This window comes from Metabacillus kandeliae, assembly GCF_021166585.1.
GTDB classification, from domain to species: domain Bacteria; phylum Bacillota; class Bacilli; order Bacillales; family Bacillaceae; genus Metabacillus_B; species Metabacillus_B kandeliae.
The window spans coordinates 152,648-169,666 of sequence record NZ_JAJOZE010000005.1 but is presented as its reverse complement, the minus strand read 5'-3'; the positions used below and the strand labels follow the sequence as shown (position 1 = coordinate 169,666).

Sequence of the window (17,019 nt, the reverse complement as noted above, 5' to 3'; positions counted from 1 at the left end):
CTCCTTATGTGGTATAATTTGGATAATAAGTAGAGGAGGCTTCCTATGGGAAAAAAAATGGCCGTGATTTTCGTTACCCTGCTGATCCTTTCAGCCGCTGCCTATGCTGTTTCGTATTTTACAGGCACACGGTTTATTGATTATGCATTTCTTGTCGGCATAATGGGCAGTGCTTTAATTTGGTTTTTTTCATCAAAAGGCGGATTTTCTTCAAGCTTCACAGACATGGCTGTCCAGAGCAGCACCGGTTTTAAAATGGAAAAACAACAAGTTGAATTCACACCGAATTTTGCTTTCTTCACAGCTGTTGCTTTTACCATCGGAACGTTTGCGGCCGGCTTCTTTTAATCTGCCGGTCTTTTATTTTGACTAGCCGCAGACTGTTCAAGGTCACAATCAAGGTCGCCCCCATGTCTGCGAAAATAGCGATCCAAAGCGTCAGCCAGCTTGGAATGACAAGCAGGAGAGCAGCTGCCTTTATCCCAATCGAAAAAGCTACATTCTGCTTGATAATAGCGAGCGTCTTTCTGCTCAGCACAATCGCATACGGCAGCTTGCTCAAGTCGTCCCCCATCAATGCCACATCCGCTGTTTCAAGAGCGGTATCTGTTCCGGCCCCGCCCATGGCAATGCCGACAGATGCAGCGGCAAGTGCAGGGGCGTCATTCACACCATCGCCTGCCATCGCTGTTTTCGAAAATATATTCTTCAGCTTTTTCACCTCGGCCAGCTTATCCTCTGGAAGAAGTTCTGCTTTCACATCTGAAACTCCTGCTGCTGCTCCGATAGATTTTGCTGTTTCCACATTGTCGCCTGTCAGCATGACCGTTTTTTTGATGCCGAGCATGTGCAGCTGCTCGACCACGCTCCGACTGTTTTCCCTGATTTCATCAGCCGCCCCGATGATCGCAAGCACTTTTTCCTCTGTGCCAAAGACCATCACCGTGCTGCCTTCCCGCTGCAGCCTGCTGATCTCGTTCAGCGTGCTTCCTTCTAATTTTTGCGAAAGCGTATCTGAAAATAAAGCAGGGCTTCCGATGTAATAGAGCCTACCGTCAATGACTCCTTTTACCCCTCTCCCAGTGATGGAAGAGAAGTCCTGCAGATCGGCAGGCTGGCTTCCCTTTCCGGCTGCTTTCACAATAGCCTGGGCAAGCGGGTGATCTGACCTCGCTTCAAGTGCTGCCATATAGCCAAGAAGAAGAGCTTCCGGAAGGGCCTTATCCAAAAAGATCAGTTCTGTTACAGCAGGCGTGCCCTTTGTCAGTGTACCGGTTTTATCAAAGGCAATCGCCTCGAGTGCCCCCAGTTCCTCCAGGTAGATTCCGCCTTTTATAAGGATGCCGTTTCTAGCAGCATTCCCTATTGCTGTAACAATTGAAATCGGCGTTGAAATAACAAGCGCGCACGGACAGCCGACTACAAGCACAGACAGCCCCTGGTACAGCCAGTCATGAAAAGATCCAGCCCCGAAAAGCGGCGGAAGTATGGCTGTGAAGAACGCAATGACCATAATCGCCGGGGTATAGTACCTCGCAAATTTTTCAATAAACGCCTGTGACGGCGCTTTTTCAGCCTGCGCTTCTTCAACGAGATGAATGATTTTCGCAAGCGTCGTGTCCTCTGCCCTCTTTGTAACCTTGATCTCAAGCAGGCCTTCCCCGTTCAGCGTGCCTGCAAACACCTCACTGCCTTCTCCTTTTTCAGCCGGAATGGATTCTCCGGTAATCGCTGCCTGATTGACGGCCGAGAATCCTTTTTCAACATTTCCGTCCATGGCAATTTTCTGCCCTGGCTTTACAAGGAGGGTGTCCCCGATTTCAATGTCTTCCACCTTCACCGTAAATTCCCTGCCATGACGGCGGATAAGTGCCTCTTTCGGCGCTATGTCCATCAAGGAGGAAATTGATTTTCGGGCTTTATTCATCGAGTAGGACTCCAGTGCTTCGCTGATCGCAAACAGAATCACCACAACAGCGCCTTCGCTCCACTCGCCGATTAACGCAGCCCCGATAATCGCAATCGTCATGAGCGTTCTCATGTCAAAATCAAGCTTAATTAGGTTCTGCAATCCTGTTTTAAAAAGAGAATATCCCCCTATGATCATGGAAAGAACATAGGCAGCGATGGCAGGCAGGCTAGTGTCGCCTGCTGTATGACTGACAAGGAATCCGATCAGCAGGAAAAAAGCAGCCAGGCTGAGGCGGCCGTACTTTTTTAGGTAAGACTCTTTTTCTCTCGGAATCTCTTCTTTTTCAGGAAAGATTTTAATATTTTCAAAAGCACCGGCCTGCTCAATCTGCTGCACCGTTGCCTCCCCGTAAACGGTTATTTTTAAAGCACCGAAATTCACCTTGGCATCAGCCACTGAATCCAGCTGCTGCACATTCTTCTCAAACTTGTTCGCACAGTTTGCGCAGGTAAAACCGGAAACCCGGTACACGTTTTTCTCTGATGCCTCAGACACCTTCCTTCGCCTCCCCGCGGAAGGCAAGCTGAAGCAGCTGCTTGATTCCCTGGTCAGTTAAAGAATAATACACAAGCTTTCCTGCTTTCCGGAAATCGGCAATGCCGAGTGCCTTCAAGTGCCTCAAATGATGAGAGGCTGTTGCTGTTGACGACTCCGCTATTTCCGCTGCATCGCAAACACACAGTTCCTTCTCAACAGACAATGCATACGCTATTTTCAAACGGGTCGGATCAGCCAATGCTTTGAACACGGCTGACACGCTGTCCATATCCGCCCCTGAAAGCTTTTCTTTTACTCTATCAATGGTCTCCTCATGCTTGCAGGAAACCTCGCACACATCCCCTTGCTCCATGCCGCATCCCCCATACATTCAAATGATCGTTTGAGTATAAGTATATGCGGGGGCGGGGATTTGGTCAAAGGGGATTTAGATATAAAAAAGGAGGGCGGTGATGTCCGCCTTCCTTTTACAAGTGTGTATGACGTCCCTCTTCAGGACTCGATTTTATACCGATGATATTGCGCTGTTTGCTTGCCTGAACAGCAGTGAGAATCGCGATGATTAAGCCGCCCAGAGTGTCCGCGATTAAGTCGGTCATCGTATCAGTATTGCCCCCGAATTGCAGCTCAGTTTTCGCAAAGGTGTCCATGCTGAATTCGTATATTTCCCAAAGAACACCGCCAAAAGGCGGAAAAGACAAAATGAATAAAAACAGAAATTTGGCCGGCATCTCCACCCGGATTTTTTCAGGAACGAGATGCAAGTAAAGGGTCATGCCTGTATACGCGAGCAGGACGCCGCTTAATAAATGCAGAAATAAATCCCACCAGCCAAGGCTGTAAAACTTTAAAATGGACCCAAGATACTGTGAGGCAAACAAAAAGGCCAAATAGGAAAGGGTCAGCGGCAGCCTGACCTTCAGCTTGGAAAAATAGGCGATGATCAGCGGAATCAGTCCGCATAAAAAGCTGGCGAAACCGTATACCCCTTTTTGTGTATCCCCTTTTATGAAATAGATGATCGAAACAGCTGCCATGAACGCCAGAAAAATGACGCAGGCGATGGTTGTGTGCTTTCTGGCCATTACCTTCACTCCCCTTTTTAAAAGAAATTTTTGATTCTTGATGATAATGGGGCTATTCTTTTTTTATAAGGTTGTGATTTCGTTTAAATCCAGTCTTAATCATCAGCCAAACAGGCTGTGAGCACTCATTTATGCGCGGGTTTTTGACATTTATGCGCGGGAGCAGCTTTTTATGCTCGGCTTTTTGTTCTCATGTGCAGCTTTATCCGCTTATGCGCGGGATTACCGTGTTATGCGCCCCATCCATTTACCCTCGGATCCCCGTTCTATACACCCACACCGGGATCACCCGCTTATGCTCAGCGCATCCATGCTACCTGTTTTTTTCCTCTATCGCACAGAATCAAACATAGCCCACCTTCCCTCCTTCATATGTATAAGGGAAGGAGGTCATCCGCTTGAGACAAAAATTCCAGGAAGGGCCGTCATTTTTGCGCACGTATTTTCGCACGCTGTTTTATATCATTCTGCTTTTCTCTGCTTCGTTCTTTTCTGTCCTTCATTTTAAGGTGGATGTGAGCGGCATGACAAAAGCGCTTGAGGGCATCGGCAGCAGAGAGGTTTTTACATACTTTTTCAAATCTGAAAATGCTTATTACTTTCCGGAATTTAAAAGCGATGCGTTTTCAGGCGCCAGCCTTTCGAATCTGGCTATTCATCTGGCGACTAATATAAAGCCGACAGATTCAAGATCCTTTCTTGGAAGCGAGCTCCCTGGTTTCAGCCAGTATGATACAGAAATCGCTGTCGCCGGCGAAGGTACAACGCTAAGCAATATACCGAATGAGTCTGCTCCTCCTCTTGAAGCACTGCTGCATGAGAGGAAGGTGGCCGAGGACCAGCTGAAGAAGGACGAATCTGCCGCCGTTAAAGTTGATCCAAAAGCAGTTCCAAAGAATCCGAGTGTTTTCATTTATCATACTCACAGCTGGGAAGCCTTTGTGCCCTATTTGCAAAATGCCAGCCGCGCCACTGCGGCAAGCTCTGATAAGCGTGTAAATGTGATCGGGCTCGGCGAGCGGCTGACGAAAGGGATGCAGGCAAAAGGAATTGGGGTCAAGCATGATACAACCAATATGACTGAAAAGATGCGTAAGGAAAAACTGAATTGGAACAAAGCTTATACAGCTTCAGGAGAAATTGTAGATGCAGCGGCTGCCGGCCAAAAAAGCCTGCAGTATTATATAGACATTCATCGGGATGATGCAAAAGGAAAGGATACTACCAAAACCATTAAGGGCAAAAAATATGCCAAGCTCTATTTTGTGATTGGAAAAGAAAACCCTAAATACCAGGAAAACTTAAGCTTTGCCAAAGAGCTGTTCACTGCTTTGGAGAAAAAACATCCGGGAATTTGCCGGGGAATCTATCTGAAAACAAAGCAGAACGGCAATGGGGTTTACAACCAGGATGTTTCAAACAAAGCCATCCTTGTAGAGGTCGGCGGTGTCGACAACCACTTGGAGGAGCTGAACCGAACGGTCGATGTTTTTTCTGAGGTTTTCGCTGACTACTACTGGAAGCATCAAAATGCGAAGGAAGTGAACGGAAATGGGTAGGTTTTCTTCTTCTTTTAAATGGCTTCTTTTCACGTTCATTTCCATGATGCTCGGGTTTGTGCTGACAGGGTTTTCAGCAATGACGATCGGCTTTTTGATTACAGGGCTGATTTTTACGGCGGGATATTTGGTGAAAGAGGGGCTTGCGGGAGAGGAAGAGGAGTGAGCGGAAGCATGGGGAGCCATGCTCCTTTTTTAATTTGGTACAGCTAAAATCACTGATCTGCCTCTAAAAGGCTCCCTGCACCCAGCCACATGATATTCTGTTTCTTTGTCTGTTTTCTTCTCTTGTAATGAACTGCATTGCACGGTTTCTTTTACCCCGCCGCCGTATGCATCATTTGTATTGTCATAGCTTACAAGAAGGTCTTTTCCGTTGTATTCAAGGTCTGTATAAATAGGATCGCCTTCTATGGTATAGGCGGTGATGCGGATTTTGCTTTTTCGTTTAGTGGATAGGTTCTTCAGAAAATCTTGAAATTTATCCAGATTTTCAACTTTTCTAACCAGCAGAACAACGTCCCCTTTTTTGATAGCTTCGTCAGAACTGTACTTTGTGCTGCATGCCGCTAAGAGAAGCAGACTGCATAGGATAAGGATTGGTTTCATGGTATTCCCCCCTTTTCTTTCACAGACGGATTTTCCCAATAATTGGTTACAAAAAAAAGCTGATGCAGCATCAGCTTTTTTCTCTTACTTTCCTGTTTCTTCAAACTTTTTAATTCGCGCTTCAATTTCATCTCTGACTTTTTCAAATTGCACTTTCTTTTCTTCGTCTGTTCCTTCTGCTTTTGCAGGGTCTTCAAAGCCCCAGTGGTCCCGTTTGACTTTAGCAGGAGTTGTCGGGCATTTGTCGGCCGCATCGCCGCAGAGGGTGACAACTAGGTCAGCTTCATTCAGGATGCTCGGATCAATGATTTCTGATTTTTGGCCGGAAATGTCAACTCCAGCCTCTTTCATTACCTGGACAGCCATCGGATTTAAGCCATGCGCTTCAATGCCCGCACTGTAAACCCTCCAGCCTTCGCCTAGATATTTTTTACCGAAGCCTTCCGCTATCTGGCTCCTGCAGCTGTTTCCCGTGCAAAGAAAATAAAGACTCTTTTTCATTTTAGCCAACTCCTTTTCAGTGAAAAATATGAAGCCATAAATAAAGACCGCTAAGTGTAATCAAGAGGGTTGGAACTGTCAGCACAATGCCTGTTTTAAAATACGTTCCCCATGAAATTTTCACGCCTTTATTGGAAAGAACGTGAAGCCACAATAGTGTCGCAAGTGACCCGATCGGCGTAATTTTCGGACCCAGGTCTGAGCCGATTACGTTCGCATAAATCAATGCATCCTTAATAATGCCCGCTGCGTCCGTCCCTGAAATGGCCAAAGCGCCAATCATGACGGTCGGCAGGTTGTTCATAGCAGAGGACAGGACAGCTGCGACAAACCCTGTACCCATTGTGGCAGCCAAGAGGCCATTATCCGCAAACCGCTGAATGACTGATCCCAGAATGTCCGTCAGCCCCACATTTTTCAGGCCGTACACAACAACATACATGCCGATGGAAAAAAAGACGATCGACCAGGGAGCTCCCTTCAGCACTTCTTTTGTCCTGACAGCAGAGCTTCTTTTTGCCATGAAGAGGAAGAAAATCGCTATTATTCCGGCTATGAATGAGACTGGAACAGAATAAAGCTCCCCGATGACATAGCCGAGCAATAAGACGGCGAGCACAATCCAGGAAAGAGAGAACATCTTTCTATCCTTAATTGCTGCACTCGGTTCCTTCAGTATCTTTACATCATAGTTTTTCGGAATTCGTTTCCGGTAATACCCATATAAAACAAGAAGACTGGCACAAAGAGAAAAAAGATTCGGCACAATCATCACAGCCGCATATTTCAGAAAGCTGATGTTAAAATAATCTGCCGAGACAATGTTGACCAGATTGCTGATCACGAGCGGCAGCGAGGTAGTGTCTGCAATAAAACCGCAGGCCATAATAAATGGCAGAATCAGCTTCTCTTCCACTTTCATGCTTCTGACCATAGAAAGAACAATCGGTGTCAAAATCAATGCTCCTCCGTCATTTGTAAACAGCGCTGTAATGACAGCACCAAGAATTCCGGTGTACAGGAACATCCTGATTCCGCTTCCTTTCGCTGCCCGTGCCATATGAAGGGCTGACCATTCGAAAAAACCGATTTTGTCCAGGATTAATGAAATAATAATAATAGCAATCAACGTTAATGTGGCATTCCATACAATGCCCGTCACTTCAAGCACATTTTGAACGTTCACCGTTCCGGCAAGCAGCGAAAGAACAGCACCGCCGCAGGCAGGCCAGCCGATGGACAGATTTTTCGGCTGCCATATCACAAAAATTAATGTAAGAATAAAAATCAATGAGGCAAGAAAAACAGTCAGCATGTTGAACCCTCCGCTACTCGCATGTGATGCGGAGACCCTGCCGCTCAAGCTCCCGGATCCGCTCATCCTGATGAGGAATATAACATAGCAGGCTTTTGACAAGCGGGAATGCTGCGCTATCTTCGTTCATCGAATAAAAAATCCATTGGCCCTTCCGATTTTCTTTAATAAGGCCGGCATCCTTCAGCTTTCTGACATGCTGGCTGATCGCAGGCTGTGTGGCTTGAAAGACAGCCGTAAATTCACACACGCAGCATTCGTTTTTCTCCAGCATCTTCAGCATTGTAAGCCGTGTTTTATCGCCAAGCAGCTTTAGAATGGCGCTTGCTTGGTCTATTTGTATTTCTGGCATTTGGATCATCCTCTCGTTTTATACTATATAACATTTTGCTTATATAAGTAAATGCTTATATATAAAATAAATAAATCTCCGCCTATTGCAGGCGGAGATCGTCATCGGTTCATCGATTTAAAGCTTTATACCCCTGTTTCTGCCTATTTCAAAAAGCATTTGAAGAAAAAGGCTCTTCTAAAGCTGTTTATGTGCGGGGTCCCGTGGCCCTGGTTATGCCCAGGTTCCCCTCCCTATCGCAGACTTCACCACTCATGACAAATATTTCCGATGCACAGCCTTCCCGTCATACGTAAACAGCACGGCCTTCCCATCCAGCATAGATTCCATATGAACCGGGCGGCCCCATAGCTGGTGGATGTACGGCAGCACTTTTTCAAGGTATTTCATGTCGAGTTCAATGTCTTCGTACCAGTGCTTTAAGTACAATTCGTTGTTTTTCTCATAATCGCCGTCATTGACTGTTATATAGGGGAATCCGCCGTTAACGCGGCTGCTGACGAGCTGGTCGCGGACGCCTTCCCATTCTTTATCAACAATTTTATAGTCGCGGCCCTGCTTTTGGAAAAGGTACATGTCTTCCTTCATCACCAATTCCTTTGTAAGGTAATTGCGGATAAAAGAAATATCAGATTCAATTTCGCGCACTTCAAACATTTTTTCCCGGCCTGTTCCTGGTTTTACGCCAAGCTCTTTCATTTCATCTGTTGGGTCATCATATCGCTTTTCAATATCTTCAAAGATTTTCAGTCCGAGATAGTAAGGGTTAATGCTCGTTTTGGACGGCTGGACAACGCCTGCATTAAGCTTAGCGTATTCCACCGCTTCATTGGAATCAAGCGTAAGCTCTCTCATGATCCGCTGGTGCCAGTAGGAGGCCCAGCCTTCGTTCATGATTTTCGTTTCCATCTGCGGCCAGAAATACAGCATTTCCTCCCGCATCATCGTGAGAATATCGCGCTGCCATTCCTCAAGCTCCCGGCTGTACTGTTCGATGAAAAGAAGAATATCCTTCTCAGGCGCCGGCGGCAGTTTCTTTTTCTTCTTTTTGGCTGATTTTTCTTCCTTTTGAGCTCCGATGTTCCAGAGGTCATCATAAGGCGTCTGCTTCTTCGCCTTTTCTTCCTCTTCTTCATCCTCAAGACTCCACGCAAGCTTTGGCCGCACGAGAGACGGATCGATGTGCTCCTGAATGGAAAGCACAGCGTCTAAAAACGTCTCAACCTCATGCCTGCCGTACAGCACCTCGTAATGCTTCACCCGTTCTGCTGTCGCTGCCATGCTTTCCACCATATCCCGCTTTGTGTTTTGAAAACGGCAGTTGTTTTTAAAGAAATCACAGTGAGCCAAAACGTGGGCCACAATCAGCTTGTTCTGCACAAGGGCGTTTGAATCGAGCAAAAAGGCGTAGCATGGATCGGAATTGATCACAAGTTCATAGATTTTTGAAAGCCCAAGATCATACTGAAGCTTCATCTTATGAAACTGTTTTCCGAAGCTCCAGTGAGAAAAGCGGGTCGGCATACCGTACGCGCCGAATGTATAAATAATGTCTGCCGGACAGATTTCATATCGCATCGGGTAGTAATCAAGGCCGAAGCCGTCTGCGATTTCCGTAATTTCTTCAATCGCATACTGCAGCTCCTTGTAGTTTTTCTCGTTCAAGCATTCTCCCCCCTAAGACGGTCTTATATCAATGTATGAGGGATTTTCTGAAAACATGAAGGACTCGTGAATTAATTGAAGGACAAGATTGTCATTCAGAAAAAGTTGTCAGAATAATCTTTTTAGCCTATACTAGTACATAACAAACGACCGAAGGAGGTGGAGAAGAGATGAAACGTTCTGTGTTTGCACGCGCTGATGAGCTGACATTCCTTTATTTGTGCCGTGCAATTTTTCATGATGCAGCTAACAACGGGATCAGTCTGCCCAATTTTAAAAGCTGCATATGAAAACCAGAATGTTAAGAAGAGTCTCTTATCTGCCTAAATGAACTGTGCAAACAAGGGAGAGCTTTTTAGCTCTCCCTTTTTGCGTTTTTTAAAGGCTTGGTGAATTCCTGCCTTTTTTCTGCAGATGGGAAGAACCCCATTTGAAAGGAGATCATCCTTATGATCATCTGTTCTGTTCAAAAACTCTCCAAATCGTTTGGAGGCCATAAATTATTTGATAACCTGTCCTTTGAAATACATGAAAACGACCGCATCGGCTTTGTCGGCCGGAACGGCACCGGCAAAACCTCTCTCTTCAGGCTGATCGCGGGTCTTGAAGCGCCTGATGAAGGAGTGATATCTATCCAAAAAGGCGCCAGTCTCGGCTTTTTGCACCAAATCCCTGATGCTGCGGCAAGTGAAACAGCGGAAGACGTTTTAAAAAGAGCGCAGCAGGAGCTTCTGGCCATTCAGAAGGCCATGACTTCGCTTGAAAAGGAAATGGCTGAAGCAAAAGAGCATGAGCTCCATAAGCTGCTTCAAAAATACGGCGCCCTTCAGGAACAATTCGAGCGGCTTGGGGGCTACGAAATGGAAACAAAGCGCAAAAAGGTTGCTTCCGGCTTGAACATCACGCCGCTTCTGTCTCAGCCCTTCAGCACTCTGAGCGGGGGAGAAAAAACGAAGGTCGGCCTTGGCGTTATCCTGCTTCAGTCCCCTGATCTGCTGCTTCTTGATGAGCCGACAAACCATCTGGACATTCACGCCGTTGAGTGGCTTGAGCAATTTATTAAAGAATATAAAGGAACCGTTATTTCCATTTCGCATGACAGGCATTTTCTTGATGAAACAGCCTCCAAAATCCTTGATCTGGAGGACGGCGAAGTGACTGTTTATCACCACAACTATTCAGGATTTACAGCTGAAAAGCAGAACCGCCTGCTCCATGAATTTCAGGCCTACCAGGAACAGCAGAAAAAAATCAAGAAAATGAAGGAAGCGATCAAGCGGCTCAGAGAATGGGCAAATCAGGCCAATCCGCCGAGTGAAGGCCTTCATAAGCGGGCCCGCAATATGGAGCGGGCGCTGGAACGAATGGAAAAGCTAAAGCGGCCGGTTTTAGAGCATAAAAAAATGGCTCTTCAATTCGAAGGCACTGACAGAAGCGGAAAAAGAGCGGTCACCGTTGAAAAAGCGTCAAAGGCTTTTGGCGGAAAACAACTTTTTACAGAAGCCGATCTGGAGCTGCTTTACAAGGACAGGTTGGCCATTGTCGGAGAAAACGGCTCAGGGAAGTCAACGCTTATCAAAATGATGCTAGGAGAAATACAGCCTGACGAAGGTTCTGTGAAGCTTGGCAGCAGCGTTAAAGTCGGCTATCTCGCCCAGCAGGCACTCAGTAAAAAAGAAGAAAGCATGACGATCATCGATTTTTTCAGGGAGAATATCAGCATGACAGAGGAAGCAGCCCGGCACATCCTTGCCAAATTTATGTTTTACGGTCCGGCTGTGTTTAAGAAAATGGCAGGAACAAGCGGCGGTGAACGCATGCGGGTTCAGCTGGCAAGGCTCATGCAGCAGGACATTAATCTTCTGATCCTTGATGAACCGACAAACCACCTTGACATTGATTCCAGAGAAGTGCTGGAGGACGCCATCGAGCAGTTCAGCGGCACTGTTCTCGCTGTCTCGCATGACCGCTATTTTCTTGAAAAGCTGTTCAGCAAAACAGTCTGGATTTATAACGGCAGTGTTTTTCAGCTGCCGGGAAGCTACCTTTACGCACGGGGGAAAATGGAGCCGCTTTTTCAAAAACCGGCTGTTGAAAAGAAGGTTTTGGAAAGAAAAAAAACAGCCTCAGAGTTGGAAAATGAACTGGCACAGCTTGAGCAAAAACTGTTTGATCTCGAACAGCAGGCAGCCGATCAGCTGGAAATCGAGAGGCTTGAGAAGCAAAGGGAAGAACTGTACAACAGTCTTTTAGGATCCATGTAACAGCAGGAGCGGCTCGGGTGAGGGCCGCTCCTTTTGCGTGCAGGCATAATTTTGACATGGAAGGAAAACATATGACTGGCTAAGGAGGGACTGCAATGAGCGAAAAACAAATGGAGCAGATTCAGCAGCTTATGGGGCTGCAAAGAAAATACAATGAATTATGGGAATCTTACTGGCAGCAGCACTCAGGGCCTGACACATGGCAGTTCTGGGTAAACGTTTTGTTATTTGTCATACCGCTAATATTTCTGTTCCTATTCATTGATCGAAAACGAGCTTTGCTGCTTGGTTTTTACGGCTACAGCATCCATATCCTTTTTACATACTCAGATGCCTTTTCCACATCATTAGGACGGATTTTTTATCCGTACAAGCTCCTCCCTGTTTTGCCTGTGAGCTTTACACTCGATACTTCGTTTGTGCCAGTTGCGTTTATGATGATGTACCAGTGGACCCTGAATAAGAAAAAGAATTACTATCTCTATGCCGTGATTCTCAGTCTTTTTATGGCCTTTGTGTTTAAACCGCTAATGGCTGCAATTGGGCTGATCCAGCTAAAAAAAGCCACTGTATTCACGCTATTTGCTGCCTATCTGGCGGTATCCTTCGGCGCCAAATGGATTACCAATTTATTTCTGCTCGCGAAAAAAAGCGCCTCTCCTTATTGAGGGCGCTTAATCTATTTGCTTCAGCAGCGTTTCGATGCTCGAGATTCTCTCATGTAAATCCTGAATAGAGCGGGCATTGTCCCTCTCCATCCGAAGCCGTTCTTCTGCCCTTTTTTCATTCCTTTTAATAAGACGAAAGACAAAATAGCAAGCGAAAAACAGGAGTGCAGCCCATAAAATCAGCGGGGCAATTGACGTGAAAATGGTCATTTTAAAGATCCTTTCTCAACTTGTTTTTTCCGGCAAATGGGCAGCTGCCTCTGCGACCAGCTTTTCTGTCAATGAGATATGAAAGGGAATCAGCCCGTAATATTTCATTGCCTTCCCATCCTCCGACATCTCAAGACTCCCCTTCACCAGCCCTGCTTCTTCAAGCTTTTGCAAGTGAAGATAAAGGAGCGGTCTGCTGATGCCAAGGTTTCTGGCAAGCTGGCTGACATATTGCCTTTCATGAAGCAGTTCAGCAATGATTTTCATTCTGTAAGGATTGGAGAGTGCTTCTAAAATGGTAAGCAAGTCATTTATCTCTTTCATATGTAAGTATTTTATTACAGGTGCCATTTAGTTTCAACCTTATTTTTCCAATTTTAAAAGGCCAAGGTATACTGTCATTTTCACCTCATGATCTCAAGCAATCTTTCCCCTGCATCAAGACCGGATATGTAAGCACTTTCAAACCGAGTTTTTCCAGCTGAATCATCACTTCTCAGAAACGCATCGCCTGCAACCAGCAAGGGAACCTTTTTCTCAAGCTCCAGATAAGATTGGGGATAAGGCTTTTCCGCCTCAGCATACCGCCACCTTTTCAGCTGAACCTCTTCTATTAAATCAGCCGGAACAATTTCTTTAACTAAAAAGAGCATTTTCTTCAGCACTTCTTCAGCCTCCAGATTTTCATGCTGCTTTGCCCATTTCCCTGTTGTGTAGACGCTGACAATCGGCTCTTTTGAGATTCCTTTTCTGCTTTGATCTGCTATTCTTTCAATTCCTTCGGGCAAATCTGATTGCAGATGCCCTTCTTGATTGACAGACTGTGCTTCCTTTAAAGTGAGCATTGCCGTATAGCACGGATTGAAGACTATATTTTTCAGCTCTTCGGTGTCCTTGATGCCTCCAGCTTCAAGCAAAGCAGCAGCCTGAGGCGCAGGTGCCGTGATCAGAAGATATTCTGCAGTAAAGACCTCTCCATTCCTGCAGTCAATGCGGTACCCTTTTTCTGTTTCACTGACTTTAATCGCTTCTGTATCTGTTCTCACATCAAGGCCTTCAGCCAGGTATTTGGCGATACTGTTCATGCCATTAACTCCAATATAGCGGGGATGATGGTCCCCAAACCACTTTTTTATCAGGCCGCTTTTCAGCCAATCCTCTGCTGCACTTTGCAGTTCTTTTGTCCGCACGGTAAAAAACTGAGCCCCATGATCAGCCTTTCCGTTACCGATTCTTCTTGTCGCAAGCCTGCCGCCTGCACTCTTTCCTTTATCAAGCAAAATAACGTCTTTTCCCTGAAGCACCCTTGCTGCGGTTAAGCCGGCAAGCCCTGCGCCGATAATAACGGTTGTCATAATCATCCCTCCTCTTCTTCTCTACCCGGTATGAAAACGGAAGCTGCTTTTTGATGCTCTGTGGAAGGAAAAATTGGAATAATACCCCTTCGCACTGCTTCATATTCACCGAACCAGCCAATATATTCACCAATCTCAAGCACATATTCGCCAAACCGGAACTTATATTCGCCAAAACACCTTTTATTTTATCCAACTGCCGGTTTCAAAGAGCTACAGAGAATTTTTATCCAAACTGGGAATAGCATTAGGCAACATAGAGCCACAAAAACCCTTTTTACAAAGTGATAACTCCATTTCCAAACTCCTCCCCGATCCATATTCACCGAACCAGCCAACATATTCACCAATCTCAAACACATATTCACCAAACCGGCACTCATATTCACCAAAACCCGCTTCAATTTCACCAGCAGCAAGTTCCATTGTGCGACGAGCCCCATACAAAAAGCCGGCCCCCATGGACCGGCTTTAACCATTTATTATAATGGCTGCACATCACCAAGAGGCAGTGCCGGGCCGAAAAATTCATAGTGAATTTGCTCTTCTTTAGCGCCAAGAGCTTTTAAGTGATCAGACATGGCTCTCATGAATGGAGCCGGACCGCAAATGTAGAAGTCGCCTTCTACTGGATAAAGGATGGCCTTTAGTGCATTTTCGTCAATGCGGCCAAGGCGGATTCGCTTGTCTTCCTGTACAGGACCGCTGCTTAAAAAGGTAAAGGATCTGGCGCTTTCCATGGCTTCAACCGTTTGCTGAATTTCATCTTTAAATGCCTGTACTTCCGCACTCTCCGCTGCCTGGATAAAGGTTGTGTCACGGTTCGGCTGCTGTGATGCAATGGTTTTCAGCATGCTCATCAGCGGTGTAACACCTACTCCTCCGCCGATTAACGTAACAGGTGATGTTTTTTCAGAGTCCAGAACAAAGTCGCCAGCCGGTGCGGTGATCTCAACGATATCTCCTTCTTTTACAAAGTCGTGCAGGTAGTTGGAAACTTTTCCTTCAGGTGTGCTGGCTTCCCTTTTCACAGAGATGCGGTAATGGTTTTGTCCAGGCGCGTCTGACAGACTGTATTGGCGAATCATTGTGTATTCTTCACCTTCAGGCTTTACCCTGACGGAAATATATTGTCCTGGTTTAAATGTTGGCAATTCTTTTTCATCTGTCCGGACAAAATAGAAAGAGGTGACCATAGAGCTTTCTTTCTCTTTCCTTTTCACAGTAAATGATGCAAAATCCTTCCATCCGCCTTGCTGTGTTTCTGCTTCTTTGTACATTTCTTTTTCTATTCCAATAAAGACATTGGCGATTTCGCCGTAGGCTTCAGCCCATGCATTTAGTATTTCATCTGTTGCTGCGTCACCGAGCACGTCTTTGATTGCGGCTAACAAATTTTCACCGACGATCGGGTAATGTTCAGGCTTTACAGCAAGGCTGCGGTGCTTGGAGCCGATCTGTTTGACTGCCGGCAGAAGCACTTCAAGCTCATCAATATGTTTGGCAGCAGCTAATACCGTGTTGGCAAGAGCCGTTTGCTGACGTCCCTTTTTTTGGTTAGCATGGTTAAATACATTCAAAAGTTCCGGGTGGTTTTCAAAGAGCTTTTCATAAAATTTAGTTGTGATTTCTTTTCCATGAGCTTCAAGGGCAGGCACAGTGGATTTAACGATGTCAATTGTCTGTTGAGATAACATAAGAAAGCATCTCCCTAAAAGTAGTATTTATAATACATCTTTATGGTAATCCTATCCGGTCTCCGTTACAATGATTTCAGGTGATCGTTACTGAATTTGACACATTTGATACCGGAAACCCGGCTTTTAGCACCTCAACCCCCTTACCGAAAGAATCATTATGTTAAGATAGCCACTAAGAAGAAACGGATTGGAGTATGGAAAATATGCGTTTAACGAATTATACAGACTACTCATTAAGAGTCCTGATTTTTCTTGCTTCAAAGGAAAAAACTCAGCTTTCCAATATTAAAGAAGTGGCAGATGTTTATGGTATATCCAAAAATCATTTAATGAAGGTCACATATGAGCTCGGAAAAATGGGTGCTGTAGAAACAGTCAGGGGAAGAAACGGCGGCATCAGACTCGCCAAGGAGCCAGGTGACATTAATATCGGCCAGATTGTCAGGCATACAGAAGATGACTTTAATCTTGTCGAATGCTTTAATCCCGATATCAATCAGTGTGTGATCACACCTGCATGCGGTCTCCGCCACGCTCTTAATGAAGCGCTTCAAGCTTATTTAAAGGTTTTGGATCAATATACTCTTTCAGATCTAGTGACAAATAAAGCAACGCTTAACAGACTTTTTGCCAATGCATAAGAAAGCCGGCCTCCTAAATTCAGGGCCGGCTTTTTTTATATGGAAATAAGCAGGATTGAAAGAACCTCCTGAAGAAGAAGTGCAAAGAGAAAAAAAAAGGAGGCGAAGATAGTGAATCCGTTTGAATTGATCCAGCGCGAAATCCGCTACACGTATGATGAGGAAAGCTGGTTTGTCCCGCTGAAACAGGCCCTTGAAGGCGTTACGGCTGAACAGGCGCACTGGCGGCCTGAAGGGGCTTCCGGCAATACGATTTATGAAACGGCCAGCCATTTGCTCTACTACAAAGAAAGAACCGTGCGTCTTTTAAAAGGCAATGAGCCGCCAAAAGTGCTGGAAAGCAACGAAGCTTCCTTCACCTATTATCCAGGCGAAACGGAAGAAGAATGGCAGACCATTGTATCAAGCCTTGAAGAAATGAGCAGAGAGCTTGCCGCCATCGTACAGACCAAAACAGAAAAAGAGTATAACGAGCTATTTGCAGGCAAATATACGACTGGGCCAGCGATCTCTGACATTGCCCTTCATGACGCCTATCACGCCGGCCAGATTGTTTTTCTCAGAAAGCTCCAGGGTGAATGGCCCTCACAGCGCTAATACAACGCTTGCCTGCCATAGGGCAGGA

21 protein-coding genes are annotated in these 17,019 nt (G+C 45.8%); 8 read left to right on the top strand and 13 right to left on the bottom strand.

The features are described from left to right. The first annotated feature begins 45 nt into the window (after positions 1–45). Entirely contained in the window at positions 46–348 is a 303-nt protein-coding gene (locus tag LRR81_RS13455) for a hypothetical protein (RefSeq protein WP_231789888.1), read from the top strand. Here the strand turns inward: LRR81_RS13455 and LRR81_RS13450 are convergent. The 3 genes from LRR81_RS13450 to LRR81_RS13440 all read right to left on the bottom strand — a co-directional run bounded on the left by LRR81_RS13450 (position 314) and on the right by LRR81_RS13440 (position 3,555). Continuing rightward, positions 314–2,467, bottom strand: coding sequence for a heavy metal translocating P-type ATPase (locus LRR81_RS13450; RefSeq protein ID WP_231789887.1), 2,154 nt, complete (start codon positions 2,465–2,467; stop codon positions 314–316). The genes LRR81_RS13455 and LRR81_RS13450 overlap by 35 nt on opposite strands. After that, positions 2,460–2,822 (bottom strand): ArsR/SmtB family transcription factor, encoded by a 363-nt coding sequence (locus LRR81_RS13445; RefSeq protein WP_231789886.1) that lies wholly within the window; start codon positions 2,820–2,822, stop codon positions 2,460–2,462. Before LRR81_RS13445 ends, LRR81_RS13450 begins: the two co-directional genes overlap by 8 nt. A gap of 115 nt (positions 2,823–2,937) precedes the next feature. After that, positions 2,938–3,555, bottom strand: coding sequence for a hypothetical protein (locus LRR81_RS13440; protein WP_231789885.1), 618 nt, complete (start codon positions 3,553–3,555; stop codon positions 2,938–2,940). A 398-nt stretch (positions 3,556–3,953) separates the two neighbouring features. Between LRR81_RS13440 and spoIIP the strand changes: the two genes are divergently transcribed. Then, the gene (spoIIP, locus tag LRR81_RS13435) at positions 3,954–5,114 is read left to right on the top strand and encodes a stage II sporulation protein P (RefSeq protein ID WP_231789884.1); all 1,161 of its coding nucleotides are present in this window, start codon (positions 3,954–3,956) and stop codon (positions 5,112–5,114) included. After that, positions 5,107–5,280 carry a hypothetical protein gene (locus LRR81_RS13430; RefSeq protein WP_231789883.1) on the top strand — a complete coding sequence of 58 codons (174 nt, stop codon included), beginning with the start codon at positions 5,107–5,109 and terminating at the stop codon, positions 5,278–5,280. Before spoIIP ends, LRR81_RS13430 begins: the two co-directional genes overlap by 8 nt. 29 nt (positions 5,281–5,309) lie before the next feature. Here LRR81_RS13430 and LRR81_RS13425 read toward each other — a convergent pair whose 3' ends face one another. The 5 genes from LRR81_RS13425 to LRR81_RS13405 form a co-directional block, all read right to left on the bottom strand. Then, positions 5,310–5,723, bottom strand: a complete 414-nt coding sequence (locus LRR81_RS13425) for a DUF4362 domain-containing protein (protein WP_231789882.1) — start codon at positions 5,721–5,723, stop codon at positions 5,310–5,312. Positions 5,724–5,807: 84 nt separating this feature from the next. Beyond that, a complete protein-coding gene (gene arsC, locus LRR81_RS13420) occupies positions 5,808–6,224 on the bottom strand; it encodes an arsenate reductase (thioredoxin) (protein ID WP_231789881.1) in 417 nt (138 codons plus the stop codon). A gap of 16 nt (positions 6,225–6,240) precedes the next feature. Next, the gene (locus tag LRR81_RS13415; RefSeq protein ID WP_231789880.1) at positions 6,241–7,539 is read right to left on the bottom strand and encodes an arsenic transporter; all 1,299 of its coding nucleotides are present in this window, start codon (positions 7,537–7,539) and stop codon (positions 6,241–6,243) included. A gap of 13 nt (positions 7,540–7,552) precedes the next feature. Beyond that, positions 7,553–7,891 (bottom strand): ArsR/SmtB family transcription factor, encoded by a 339-nt coding sequence (locus LRR81_RS13410; RefSeq protein WP_231789879.1) that lies wholly within the window; start codon positions 7,889–7,891, stop codon positions 7,553–7,555. 252 nt (positions 7,892–8,143) lie between these two features. Continuing rightward, positions 8,144–9,556 carry a SpoVR family protein gene (locus tag LRR81_RS13405; protein ID WP_231789878.1) on the bottom strand — a complete coding sequence of 471 codons (1,413 nt, stop codon included), beginning with the start codon at positions 9,554–9,556 and terminating at the stop codon, positions 8,144–8,146. Between the two features lie 170 nt (positions 9,557–9,726). On the opposite strand from LRR81_RS13405, the gene LRR81_RS21355 reads away from it, so the two are divergent. The 3 genes from LRR81_RS21355 to LRR81_RS13395 all read left to right on the top strand — a co-directional run bounded on the left by LRR81_RS21355 (position 9,727) and on the right by LRR81_RS13395 (position 12,488). Then, positions 9,727–9,846, top strand: a complete 120-nt coding sequence (locus LRR81_RS21355) for an RAxF-45 family protein (protein WP_331716341.1) — start codon at positions 9,727–9,729, stop codon at positions 9,844–9,846. A 159-nt stretch (positions 9,847–10,005) separates the two neighbouring features. Beyond that, a complete protein-coding gene (gene abc-f / locus LRR81_RS13400; protein WP_231789877.1) occupies positions 10,006–11,820 on the top strand; it encodes a ribosomal protection-like ABC-F family protein in 1,815 nt (604 codons plus the stop codon). Positions 11,821–11,915: 95 nt separating this feature from the next. Next, positions 11,916–12,488 (top strand): CBO0543 family protein, encoded by a 573-nt coding sequence (locus LRR81_RS13395; protein WP_231789876.1) that lies wholly within the window; start codon positions 11,916–11,918, stop codon positions 12,486–12,488. 6 nt (positions 12,489–12,494) lie between these two features. Here LRR81_RS13395 and LRR81_RS13390 read toward each other — a convergent pair whose 3' ends face one another. The 5 genes from LRR81_RS13390 to hmpA form a co-directional block, all read right to left on the bottom strand. Then, positions 12,495–12,698, bottom strand: coding sequence for a hypothetical protein (locus LRR81_RS13390; protein WP_231789875.1), 204 nt, complete (start codon positions 12,696–12,698; stop codon positions 12,495–12,497). A gap of 15 nt (positions 12,699–12,713) precedes the next feature. Further along, a complete protein-coding gene (locus LRR81_RS13385) occupies positions 12,714–13,049 on the bottom strand; it encodes an ArsR/SmtB family transcription factor (protein WP_231789874.1) in 336 nt (111 codons plus the stop codon). A gap of 53 nt (positions 13,050–13,102) precedes the next feature. Further along, the gene (locus LRR81_RS13380) at positions 13,103–14,053 is read right to left on the bottom strand and encodes an NAD(P)/FAD-dependent oxidoreductase (protein ID WP_231789873.1); all 951 of its coding nucleotides are present in this window, start codon (positions 14,051–14,053) and stop codon (positions 13,103–13,105) included. Positions 14,054–14,266: 213 nt separating this feature from the next. Next, the gene (locus LRR81_RS13375) at positions 14,267–14,479 is read right to left on the bottom strand and encodes a hypothetical protein (protein WP_231789872.1); all 213 of its coding nucleotides are present in this window, start codon (positions 14,477–14,479) and stop codon (positions 14,267–14,269) included. Between the two features lie 56 nt (positions 14,480–14,535). After that, a complete protein-coding gene (hmpA, locus tag LRR81_RS13370; protein ID WP_231789871.1) occupies positions 14,536–15,750 on the bottom strand; it encodes an NO-inducible flavohemoprotein in 1,215 nt (404 codons plus the stop codon). 206 nt (positions 15,751–15,956) lie between these two features. Between hmpA and LRR81_RS13365 the strand changes: the two genes are divergently transcribed. Together LRR81_RS13365 and LRR81_RS13360 are read left to right on the top strand one after the other, a co-directional pair. Then, a complete protein-coding gene (locus LRR81_RS13365) occupies positions 15,957–16,394 on the top strand; it encodes an Rrf2 family transcriptional regulator (RefSeq protein ID WP_231789870.1) in 438 nt (145 codons plus the stop codon). Between the two features lie 111 nt (positions 16,395–16,505). Further along, entirely contained in the window at positions 16,506–16,991 is a 486-nt protein-coding gene (locus LRR81_RS13360; RefSeq protein WP_231789869.1) for a DinB family protein, read from the top strand. Positions 16,992–17,019: the final 28 nt, after the last annotated feature.